The 10,245-nt window shown below is 63.1% G+C and carries 12 protein-coding genes; 7 read left to right on the top strand and 5 right to left on the bottom strand.

The window, feature by feature from the left end:
• Positions 1–352, top strand: a 352-nt coding sequence (locus H7C86_RS22010) for an HNH endonuclease family protein (protein ID WP_259349269.1), incomplete at its 5' end; no start/stop codon positions are given.
• A gap of 1 nt (position 353) precedes the next feature.
• Here the strand turns inward: H7C86_RS22010 and H7C86_RS22005 are convergent.
• Positions 354–1,586 (bottom strand): amidohydrolase family protein, encoded by a 1,233-nt coding sequence (locus tag H7C86_RS22005; protein WP_019749221.1) that lies wholly within the window; start codon positions 1,584–1,586, stop codon positions 354–356.
• Positions 1,587–1,744: 158 nt separating this feature from the next.
• On the opposite strand from H7C86_RS22005, the gene H7C86_RS22000 reads away from it, so the two are divergent.
• Positions 1,745–2,380, top strand: coding sequence for a TetR/AcrR family transcriptional regulator C-terminal domain-containing protein (locus H7C86_RS22000; RefSeq protein ID WP_019749222.1), 636 nt, complete (start codon positions 1,745–1,747; stop codon positions 2,378–2,380).
• On the opposite strand, the gene H7C86_RS21995 is transcribed toward H7C86_RS22000, so the two are convergent.
• Positions 2,367–3,941 carry a molybdopterin-dependent oxidoreductase gene (locus tag H7C86_RS21995; protein ID WP_019749223.1) on the bottom strand — a complete coding sequence of 525 codons (1,575 nt, stop codon included), beginning with the start codon at positions 3,939–3,941 and terminating at the stop codon, positions 2,367–2,369. The genes H7C86_RS22000 and H7C86_RS21995 overlap by 14 nt on opposite strands.
• A 127-nt stretch (positions 3,942–4,068) precedes the next feature.
• Here H7C86_RS21995 and H7C86_RS21990 point away from each other — a divergent pair, with 127 nt between their 5' ends.
• Together H7C86_RS21990 and H7C86_RS21985 are read left to right on the top strand one after the other, a co-directional pair.
• A complete protein-coding gene (locus H7C86_RS21990) occupies positions 4,069–4,887 on the top strand; it encodes a shikimate 5-dehydrogenase (RefSeq protein WP_029538385.1) in 819 nt (272 codons plus the stop codon).
• A 13-nt stretch (positions 4,888–4,900) separates the two neighbouring features.
• Positions 4,901–5,362, top strand: coding sequence for a DUF6328 family protein (locus H7C86_RS21985; protein ID WP_003941357.1), 462 nt, complete (start codon positions 4,901–4,903; stop codon positions 5,360–5,362).
• A 1-nt stretch (position 5,363) separates the two neighbouring features.
• Here H7C86_RS21985 and H7C86_RS21980 read toward each other — a convergent pair whose 3' ends face one another.
• Both H7C86_RS21980 and H7C86_RS21975 read right to left on the bottom strand, forming a co-directional pair.
• Positions 5,364–6,200, bottom strand: coding sequence for a sulfurtransferase (locus H7C86_RS21980; RefSeq protein WP_182262226.1), 837 nt, complete (start codon positions 6,198–6,200; stop codon positions 5,364–5,366).
• A gap of 22 nt (positions 6,201–6,222) precedes the next feature.
• Positions 6,223–6,846: a LysE family translocator gene (locus H7C86_RS21975; protein ID WP_003941342.1), complete on the bottom strand. Its 624-nt coding sequence runs from the start codon at positions 6,844–6,846 to the stop codon at positions 6,223–6,225.
• 102 nt (positions 6,847–6,948) lie between these two features.
• Between H7C86_RS21975 and H7C86_RS21970 the strand changes: the two genes are divergently transcribed.
• Genes H7C86_RS21970 through H7C86_RS21960 form a run of 3 tightly spaced genes read left to right on the top strand, consistent with a single transcriptional unit; the run spans position 6,949 to position 9,143 of the window.
• Positions 6,949–7,422, top strand: coding sequence for an Lrp/AsnC family transcriptional regulator (locus tag H7C86_RS21970; RefSeq protein WP_003941284.1), 474 nt, complete (start codon positions 6,949–6,951; stop codon positions 7,420–7,422).
• A gap of 36 nt (positions 7,423–7,458) precedes the next feature.
• Positions 7,459–8,697, top strand: coding sequence for a benzoate/H(+) symporter BenE family transporter (locus tag H7C86_RS21965; protein WP_003941402.1), 1,239 nt, complete (start codon positions 7,459–7,461; stop codon positions 8,695–8,697).
• The gene (locus H7C86_RS21960; RefSeq protein WP_019749226.1) at positions 8,694–9,143 is read left to right on the top strand and encodes a thioesterase family protein; all 450 of its coding nucleotides are present in this window, start codon (positions 8,694–8,696) and stop codon (positions 9,141–9,143) included. The genes H7C86_RS21965 and H7C86_RS21960 overlap by 4 nt, the downstream gene beginning before the upstream one ends.
• Here the strand turns inward: H7C86_RS21960 and H7C86_RS21955 are convergent.
• Positions 9,140–10,168 (bottom strand): phosphotransferase family protein, encoded by a 1,029-nt coding sequence (locus H7C86_RS21955; RefSeq protein ID WP_020908344.1) that lies wholly within the window; start codon positions 10,166–10,168, stop codon positions 9,140–9,142. The genes H7C86_RS21960 and H7C86_RS21955 overlap by 4 nt on opposite strands.
• Positions 10,169–10,245 lie beyond the last annotated feature (77 nt).

Raw genomic sequence — 10,245 nt, 5'->3', positions numbered from 1 at the left:
CGCCCACATGTCCCGAATCTGTGGAAGGAAGCTCAGGATGATGTCAACGGCACTACCTACTAGTTACGGATTACACGTCTTCCCACTCGCCGCGGCTTGGGACTTCGGCGCGAACTCCTGGACGCCCGCGCTTCGGATGAGGTTCGCGAACGACACGTCACTGAACCTGTTGGCCGTCAACGGCCCCGACAACCAGTCGAAAGGCGACAGCACGCCCGGTGAGTGGTTGCCGCCCAATCCTGCATACCAATGTTTCTACGCCGGCAAGTACTTGACCGTCGCGATTTCCTACGGCTTACCGGTCAGCCGGGCGGATCACTCGGCGTTGACAGAACTCACCACTCGCTGTTGAGCTACCGGCCGTCCTTCACCACTCGACCGCTCTGAATGACGAGTGCGATGCGCTCACGATCGGCGAAGATGGACGGATCCGTCAACGGATTGCCGCGGAACGCAACGAGGTCGGCGAACTTGCCGACTTCGATGGTGCCGACCTCGTCGGCGATGCCGAGAATGTCGGCGTTGATCCGGGTAGCGGAAACCAATGCGTCCATCGGGGTTTCGACCTTGGCGCGCAGGACTAGCTCCATCCCCCGGCCTGTTTGATCGGTACCGATGAGGTCCGATCCCAATCCCACTCTGACGCCGGCATTTCGAGCAGCAAGAAGCCCGTCGATCTGACCCTGCATCATCTGGCCGATCCGAGCCGAAATCGATTCGGGTAGACCTGCTGACGCCGCGCTGTCCGAGAGTGCCTGCACCACAGCCAACGTCGGCACCAACGCGACGTCGTGCTCGGCCATCAACTTGGCAGTCTCGTCGTCGATACCTGAGCCGTGCTCGACGCATTTCGCGCCGGCAGTGACAGCGTTTCGGATTCCCTCGTTGTTGTGGGCATGCACCGTGACATAGGTACCGCGCGCATTGGCTTCCTCGACGGCAACTTCGATCTCGTCGACCGTGAACTGGGTATCGGTGAGCTTGTCATGAGTGGATACCACTCCCCCGGTGACACACAGTTTGAGGAAGTCCGCACCCCTGCGGAACGTCTCGCGAACATTCTTTCGCATTTCGAGCGGACCGTCGGAAAGCAGAGACATACAACGCAATCCGGGGATGTCATGATCGGACCAGTCCGAAGTCGGCTCCCACTCGGCCGCCAGGTGTCCGTGTCCACCGGTCTGGCACTGGATCGGGCCGCACTGAATGATCCGCGGACCCGGAATCTTGCCCGAGGCGACAACTCCGGCGAGTCCACCGTCGATTCCGCCGCAGTCACGAACAGTGGTGAATCCCCCGTCGAGGGTCGATGCGCAGGTCGCGAACATGTCTGCAGCGAGCTCGGCTACCGAGATCTGACGCCGCAGGCTCGGTGCGAGATCGCTCGATCCACCGAGATGAACGTGCGCGTCGATGAGGCCGGGCGTGATTGTCAGCCCGGTGCAGTCCAGCACCTCCGCCCCCGCGGGCGGCGTTCCACCGAGTGCACTGATGCGGCCATCTTCCACGGCAACAGCGCAGTTCTCGATCGGGTCGGCGCCCGTGCCGTCGATGATCGTTGCACCGGTCAGCCATACGACAGACATATTGAATGTTCCTCCGACGTGTACCGATCGCCGGAAGATTCCGCCGACATACCGAATAGGGTTCGGTTAGTATGATGCATACCGGCTCCCGAAATCAAGGAGTTGTCATCAATCGATCAAGTCCGAGATTGCCGACGAATCCCTCACCAGGAGAATCGATGCCGCGTCCCACTCAGCCGATACTGTCCACGCGAAACATCACCGACGCGGCTCTGGATGCTGTCGACGCAACCGGCGACTTCACCATGCCCGGGATCGCCAAGCAACTGAACGTGACTCCGTCTTCGCTCTACACACATATTTCGGGTCGATCCGAGATCGTCGAACTCATGCGCATCCGCGTGATGTCGTCGATCTCTGTCCCCCACCCACCCGCAGGATGGAGCGAACGGATCAGCGCGTGGGGGTGGGCATATCGCCGAGCTGCCGTCGAACATTGGCGCCTCATCCCGCTACTCATGACACGCAGCGTCCGCACCGAGGTAACTTTTGATATTGATACTGCACTCGTTCAAGCATTTTCGGACGGGGGTTTCGATTCGACCGATACGCGTCACGCAATTTCCACGCTGGACAGTCTGGTTCTCGGATCCGTCGTGAAACTCTCGACGCCGGATGTCGCGTGGACTCAATCCTCCAACCCGAGCGAGGTCACGCGTGAGGCCGCGAACCCACTGCGAACCGACGACACCTTCGACTTCGGCCTGCGAACGCTGATCGCTGGATGGATGGCCCAGTGCGTCGTCCGCCTGTATACCGAATCCCATTCGGATCTACCTGTCACTTCACGGTGAACGACCTCGTATGCCATCCAGTGGCTCCACCGGGAATCGGCGGAGTGCGCTCTTCCACCTGAACGTTCCCGTCCAAATCCGTCGCTCTGACCTGCACGGTGTGCAAACCTGAGCCTGCATCCCACATCCACGACCATTGACGCCAGGTGTCGATCGAGTACTCCTGCGCCAGTGTCGCCGGTTGCCATTCGCCGTTGTCGACGCGAACCTCGACCTTCTCGATCCCGCGATGCTGCGCCCAGGCCGTTCCCGCCACCAGCACCTGGCCCGGCTCGATCGGCGCCAAAGCTGCCGGCACCTCGATACGCGAGGACGTCTTGATCGGTGCCTGCGCACCCCAACCGCGCTGGGTCCAATAGGCCTCGACCTTGTCGAAACGCGTGAGTTCCCACTCCGTCACCCACTTGGTGGCGGAGACGAAACCGTACAGGCCGGGAACTACCTGCCGAACGGGATAGCCGTGCTCGAACGGCAACGGCTCACCGTTCATCGCCACGGCGAGAATCGCGTCACGTCCGTCGGTGACTATCTCGACCGGGGTGCCGACTGTGAAGCCGTCGACGCTGGTCGACAGGAGCATGTCGGCGTCGGGATGGACACCGACTTCGTCGAGCAGGTCCTTCATGGGATAACCGATCCACTTCGCGTTCCCGGCCAGAACGCCGCCCACCTCGTTGGAAACACACGTCAGCGTGATGACTCGCTCGATGGGCGTTCGCGCCACCAGATCGTCGAACGACAACGTCATCTCGTGGTCCACCATTCCGTGAATCCGCAGTTCCCACGAATCCGTCGTCAATTGCGGAACGAGGAGTGCAGTGTCGATTCGATAGAAGTCGTCGTTGGGCGTGATGTACGTCGACGCACCCGCAATCGCGATGTCCGCACCCGCCGGAATCGGCGGCGCCGGGTCAGCGGCAGTGGGCACGACAAAGTCTTCACGATTCGCTACTGCTCCGGCGATTCTCTGCCCCACGAACTTCCCGGCGGCACCCGCTGCCGCAGCCACTGCCAACGCCGCACCTGCCAGCAGAAGGAACTGACGACGAGGCAACCACGAGTCGGCGACGCCAGGCGAGAGCGGCACCTCGAGTTGCGTGATCAGCAACCGCAAGGTTGCGACGCCCGCCACCACACCGACCAGCGTCGGGAACACGTACATCGCATCGGCAGTCGGGCGCTGCATCGCCGCATACACACCAACCGCGCCCAGAAGAACGAGGATGACACTGCCGATCGGGCGGCGTCGCCGTTCCAACAGCCCGGCCACCGCACCGAGCAGAACGATCAATATCGACATTCCGATGAACAGCGCCGGCTTGTCGTTGGTGCCGAAGGTGTCGATCGCGAACTCGCGAGCCCACGCCGGGGTTCGGTCGACGGTGGTCGCGCCAACTGCGTAGAAGGGCGACGCATCCGGGTTGATCGGCAGCGCCACCAGTTCACCGACGCCCAGGACGACAGCCGCGGCCAACACTCCGGAGATCGCGTGAGCAGCCCATCTACGACGCGGTGGACGAGATTCGGTGCTCGGGTGCTCGTCGATGTTCTGTGTGACCATGTCGTCTCGGCTCTGTCGGTGCGAGTGGTGCTTCGATCGGATACCCGACATTCGGCGCTGCGGGACATCCGGATGGGTGCACTCGTCTATCAAGAACTACGCCGAACTCGCGATTAGAGTGGGGACAATGACCGTCGACCTCAACAAGGACACGCTCCTGTGCATGTCGCTCTCCGGGCGACCGAGCAACATCGGCACGAGGTTTCACAATTACCTCTACGAGGAATTGGGCCTGAACTTCGTCTACAAAGCCTTCACCACCGAAGACGTGCCAGCCGCGATCGGCGGCATCCGAGCACTCGGGATTCGAGGCTGCGGGGTGTCGATGCCGTTCAAGGAACAGGTCATCGAGCACATCGACGTCATGCACGATTCGGCCAGCGCCATCGACTCCGTGAACACGATCGTCAACGAGTCCGGAGTGCTGCACGCCTACAACACCGACTATCAGGCGGTGGCCGATCTGCTGCGTGACAACGAGGTCGACACGAGCCTGTCCGTCGCTGTCGCCGGCAGCGGTGGCATGGCAAAAGCAGTCGTCGCTGCGGTGCGCGACACCGGATTCACCGACGTCACCGTGATCGCCCGCAACCAGCAAGTGGGGTCGTCGCTCGCGAAGCAGTACGGCTTCGACTGGCAGGCCGAACTCGGCGAGCTTCGTCCCGGTGTGCTGATCAACGCCACTCCGATCGGTATGTCCGGCGGCGCAGAAGCAGATGCACTGTCGTTCCCCGAACAAGCAGTGCGCGCCGCCGATGTCGTCTTCGACGTCGTCGCGATGCCTGCGAACACGCCACTGATCGCGTTGGCGACCGAACTCGGCAAGACGGCGATCACGGGAGCGTCGGTCATTGCCCTTCAGGCCGCCGAACAGTTCGTGCTCTACACCGGCGTGCGTCCGAGCGCGGAGCAGATCCAGCGAGCGTCGGAATACTCACGGGCGTAGGAACCACGTCGCCGTGAACGAGACCGGGGAGACTCCACCTCAACAACTCGCGCGGAACTTCAACGAGTTGTTGCAAGAACTGCGCGTCGCGCTCTCTGGTGTTCAGATCCTGTTTGCCTTCTTGCTGGCCGTGGCATTCACCGAACGCTACGAGGAAGCGTCGGCGTACATCCGCGGCATCCACTTGGTGACGGTGATACTTGTTGCCATCTCGTTCGGGTTCCTGATGGCACCCGCGGTCTGGCATCGCATGCTCTTCCGCCGTGGGCACCGCGAGAACATATTGCCCGTCGCCAACCGATTCGCCCTGTGCGGCATAGCCTTTCTCGCCGCCTCCATGACCGGCACGGTCCTGTTGATCGCCGAGGTCGCCGTCGGCGGAGTTGCTGCGAAGGTCTTGGCAGCGTGCGCCGCGATCATGTTCACGGCACTGTGGTTTCTCGTGCCGTCATTCATCGATCGCACCAAGAGCTGACTCAGGCTCCGGGGTCGACGGCGCGAGTGCTGTCGTTCGACCACTGTGACCACGAGCCCGGGAACAGCGTCGCGTCGTAACCGGCGATCGCGAGTGCCGCAATCTCATGCGCTGCAGTTACTCCGGATCCGCAGTACACCGCGACACTGTCTCCGGCGCCCAGTCCGGCGAACCGCTCACGCAGGCGGGTCGCATCCAGGAACCGCCCGTCGCCGGTGATGTTCTCCGCGGTCGGCGCGCTCACCGCACCGGGGATGTGCCCCGCGACGGGATCCATCGGCTCGACCTCGCCGCGGTACCGCTCCCCCGCTCGGGCGTCGAGAAGCACACCGCCCGCACGCGTCCAGTCGCCGACGCCGTCGATGTCGACCGTCGGCATGTTGCCGCCGGTGAAAGTCACATTGCCCGGAGTGACCGACTCACCGATACCGGCCGCCAACGGCAGTCCCGCGGACTCCCAGGCCTGTAGCCCGCCGTCGAGCAGTCGGACATCCGAGAGCCCGGCCCACCGCAGCAGCCACCAACCACGGGCAGCGGCCGTGTTGCCGGTGGCGTCGTAAAGCACCACCGAATCACCGTCGTCGATTCCCCAACGACGCGCAGCGTCCTGCAGGTCTTCGAGACTCGGCAGCGGATGCCTTCCCTTGTCCGGCGACGGCGGCGAGGCAAGTTCCTCGTCGAGGTTCACGAAGACCGCGCCGGGAATATGGCCGTCGCGAAAATGCTGCTCGCCGTTCGAATCACTCAGCGCCCATCGGACATCGAGCAATCGCGGCGCAGCGCCGGCCTCGATGAGAGCGGACAGTTCTTCGACGTCGATCAGCACGGGAAGTGTCATGAACCCATCCTGACACGACCACTCATGCAACCCCGAAGAAGGCACCGAGACCCACCAACAACACTCCCGTCACCACGTCGATTCGCTTGCCGACGCCAGGACGACGCAGCTTCTTGCCGGCTCCGGCCGCCAACACCACCACGATCGCCCACCACAGTGCCGCGGCGACCACCGTCGCGCCCGCCAACATCAACGTGCGCAGCCCTGCGCCTTCACCCGGCTCGATGAATTGCGGGAGTAGCCCGAGAAAGAACAACAGCGCCTTCGGGTTCAGCAGGTTCGAGAGGAAGCCGTAGCGAAATGCCGTGGTGACCGCGATCGGTTCTTTCGCTGCCGGAATTCCCTCGTCCGAGGCTCGGGCTTTGAAAGCACTTCGAATCGCGGAGATGCCGAGCCAGGTCAGATATGCCGCCCCGGCGTATGTGAGCGCAGAGAGCAACTGTGGCCGTGTCGCCACAAGTGCGGAGAGACCAAGTGACGCGGCAGCGGTGTGAACGAAGAGCCCGGAAATCACACCGGCGGCCACCACCGCGCCGGTCCGACGATCTGCCAGAGAATGACGCAGGATCAGGACAAAATCCGGTCCCGGCGTGAACAGGACGATGGATAGCAGGGAGCCGAAAGCGAGCCATTGACCGACACTCATCCGAAATACCTCACACCCGAGCTGATTCGAGACACATGTTCATGCCAGGAGTGTGCAACTGGATCCGGGAAGTTCAAAACGACTCCGGATATAGTTCGGCAGATGACGAAGAATGAGCCTCTGGATCCGGTGGACTGGAAGATTTTGGCCGAATTGCAGAACGACGCGTCGATCACCAACAAGGTGTTGGCCGATCGAGTCGGCTTGGCGACTTCCTCGTGCCACGAGCGCGTACGACGCCTACGTGCCAACGGAACGATCAGCGGTATCCACGCGGTTGTCGATCCGGCAGCCGTTGGCCGGTCGATGCAGGCGATCATCGCCGTTCAACTGCGACCACACCGCCGCGACCTCGTCGACCGGTTCACCGCCGACGCCCTAGCACTGCCGGAAACGCTTGCGCTCTTCAACGTCTCGGGGCCTGAGGATTTCTTCCTCCACGTCGCGGTCCGTGACAGTGCTCATCTACAGCGAGTATTGATCGACCACCTCGCCGCACATCCCGAGGTCTGGCACGCCCAAACGCACCTCATCTACGGCAAAGCGGTCACCTCACCCATCCGACCGGACAGGTAAATCGGGTCTGGGGCGGGTCGGGCAGAATCACTGACCATGTCGGACTCCACAGATACCACCGAACCGGAAGCCGTTCGCAGCAACTCGCAACCGATGAGCGCAGGCATCGTCACGGCCCTCGTCGGCTTCACCAGTTCGTTCGCGGTGGTGCTCACCGGCCTCGCGGCTGTCGGTGCGGACGCAACCGAGGCGGCGTCCGGACTGCTGGTTCTGTGTGTGACCCAAGCGTTGGGAATGCTCTGGCTCTCACGCCGGTATCGGATGCCGATCACCCTGGCCTGGTCGACGCCCGGTGCCGCTCTGCTCGCCGGCGCCGGAGCGGTCGAGGGTGGGTGGCCGGCCGCGGTCGGAGCATTCATCGTCGTCGGAATCGCGATCGTGCTGACCGGACTGTGGCCGACGCTCGGAAGGATCATCTCGGCAATCCCGACGCCCCTCGCGCAAGCGATGCTCGCCGGGGTTCTGATGCCGTTGTGCCTGGCGCCGATCATCGCCGTCCGGGACGCACCGGCGGCGGTCGCGCCCGTCATCCTGGTTTGGCTTGCCGCGCAGCGCTTCTCCAAGCGATGGGCGGTTCCGCTCGCGTTTCTCACAGCAGCGGTCGTGATCGGGATCAGCCTCGTCACGTCGGATCGAGTGCTCGACGCCGGCGCCATGATTCCCCGCATCGATCTCACCGCGCCGTCGTGGACCTGGCAGGCAATGATCGGCATTGCGATTCCCCTCTACATCGTCACGATGGCTTCGCAGAACATTCCCGGTGTGGCCGTGATGAATTCGTTCGGCTACACCGTTCCCTGGCGGCCGTCGATGATCGTGACGGGTATCGGCACCATCGTCGGCGCACCGGCCGGTGGCCATGCGATCAACCTCGCGGCGATCAGCGCGGCCCTGGCCGCCGCCCCCACCGCACATCCGGATCCCAAACGTCGATGGATCGCTGCCTTCACCGCAGGCTGGGCGTATCTCGTTCTCGCTGCCGGCGCGGCCGCGGTGGCCGCTCTGGTAGCCGCCGCACCGGCCGGAGTCGTGGAAACTGTTGCCGGACTGGCGCTCCTGGCAACGCTTGCCGGCGCCCTCACGTCGGCGCTGAGCGAGGCGAGTGAACGTGAAGGCGCCGTGGTCACGTTTCTGATCGCCGCATCCGGGGTCAGTATCCTGGGAATCGGTTCGGCATTCTGGGCACTGTTGGTGGGGCTGATCGTGCGTGCAGTCCTACAGGGCACCACCCTGCCCTCACTCTCGCGAAAGTCCTCACTACAGTCGAAGCCGTGAGCACAGCGCAGACGCCCCCGTCGATCAGCGAGTTTCCCGTTCTCTGGCCCGTCCCGACGCGGTGGGACGACAACGATCACTACGGCCACGTCAACAACGTGACCTACTACTCGTACTTCGACACCGCGGTCAACGCCTGGCTGATGTCTTCCACTGGAACCGACATCCGCAATCTGCCTGCCATCGGCGTCGTCGCCGAGACGTCGTGCCGGTACCTGAGCGAACTGTCGTTCCCCGAGCAGTTGCAGGTGGGTATCTCCGTCGAGAAGCTGGGCACCAAGAGCATCGTCTACGCCCTGGCGATATTCCACGAGGTCGAAAACGGCCATTGGGAACCTGCCGCGACTGGTCGCTTCGTGCACGTCTACGTCGATGCCGACACCCGTAAGCCGGTGGAGATCCCGGCTGCGATCAGATCAGCAGCCGGGACCTTGACCGAAAACTAGCTCAGACCGAGCTGATCTGCCGTCAAGACGGCGCGTGCAACGATTCCGTCGATCAGCGCGACCGTCGGGCCGCCGTGCTCGGCCTTGTTGCGCGGATCGTCGAGAATGCGTCGCAGCACGCCCTCGGCGATGATCGAGAGCTTCCACAGAGCGAGTACGTGCCAATATCCGACCGCTGACACGTCGCGGCCGGTCGCCTCGACGTAGGCAGCGACCAGCTCGTCGCGGTTCGGGAAGCCTTCCAGCGTGGACGCCATGAACGGACCGGCAACTTTGTCACCGGCTTCCGGCCAGTACGCGAGTAGCGCACCGAGATCCGCGAGCGGCTCCCCCAACGTGCACAGCTCCCAGTCGACGACGGCAACAATGCGCCCCTCGACCGGGTCGGTGATGACGTTGTTGAGGTGGAAGTCGCCGTGAACCAAGGTCACTTCGTTCTGTTCCGGAATGTTTCGGTGCAGAATCTCGGCCAACCTGTCGACGTCCGGAACATCGCGGGTCTTCGACTTCTCCCACTGCGCCGACCACCGTTTGAGCTGACGCTCGGCAAAGGGCTTGCGGCTGGCCAGATCGTCGAGGCCGGTCTCTTCCAGGTCAACCCCGTGAATGCTTGCAAGGGTTTTCGGCATCGCCAATCCGACCGCGCGACGCTCGTCCTCGGTCAACTTCTGAGCCACTGGAACGCCGTCGATCACAACGCCGTCGATGTAGCTCATGAGGACCAGCGGAGCGTCCGTGATCTCCGGATCTTCCGTGATGCCGAGGATCTTCGGAACCGGCACTTTGGTTCCCTGGAGCGAGGACAGGATGCGGTGCTCGCGAACGACGTCGTGCGCGGACGCCAACAACGTGCCGAGTGGAGGTCTGCGCAGTACCCACCGTCCTCCGCCCGCATCCGTCACGGAGTAGGTCAGGTTCGATTGCCCGTTACCGATCCTCTCGAAAGTCAGTGGTGTCGTGGCGCCGACCCCCAGTTCGGCGATCCACGCGGAAACAGCTTCTTCGTTCAAACCGACTGCAGTCACCGCACCGATGCTAGCGGTTGAATTCCGATCGGTTGGCCGTACCGACACGTTTGTTACTCGCCAGTTCGCAGTTCCGG

The organism is Rhodococcus sp. UFZ-B548 (assembly GCF_903819475.1).
GTDB classification, from domain to species: domain Bacteria; phylum Actinomycetota; class Actinomycetes; order Mycobacteriales; family Mycobacteriaceae; genus Rhodococcus_F; species Rhodococcus_F erythropolis.
The sequence above is the reverse complement of the archived record's forward strand: the minus strand, read 5'-3'. Positions and strand labels throughout refer to the sequence as shown.

Bases quoted from the DNA above. Each gene is read 5' to 3' on its own strand.
- H7C86_RS21970 (WP_003941284.1), top strand. From the start codon at position 6,949: ATGACGAAGAATGAGCCTCTGGATCCGGTGGACTGGAAGATTTTGGCC.
- H7C86_RS22000 (WP_019749222.1), top strand. From the start codon at position 1,745: ATGCCGCGTCCCACTCAGCCGATACTGTCCACGCGAAACATCACCGAC.
- H7C86_RS21990 (WP_029538385.1), top strand. From the start codon at position 4,069: ATGACCGTCGACCTCAACAAGGACACGCTCCTGTGCATGTCGCTCTCC.
- H7C86_RS21980 (WP_182262226.1), bottom strand. From the start codon at position 6,200: ATGACACTTCCCGTGCTGATCGACGTCGAAGAACTGTCCGCTCTCATC.
- H7C86_RS22005 (WP_019749221.1), bottom strand. From the start codon at position 1,586: ATGTCTGTCGTATGGCTGACCGGTGCAACGATCATCGACGGCACGGGC.
- H7C86_RS21975 (WP_003941342.1), bottom strand. From the start codon at position 6,846: ATGAGTGTCGGTCAATGGCTCGCTTTCGGCTCCCTGCTATCCATCGTC.
- H7C86_RS21995 (WP_019749223.1), bottom strand. From the start codon at position 3,941: ATGGTCACACAGAACATCGACGAGCACCCGAGCACCGAATCTCGTCCA.
- H7C86_RS21965 (WP_003941402.1), top strand. From the start codon at position 7,459: ATGTCGGACTCCACAGATACCACCGAACCGGAAGCCGTTCGCAGCAAC.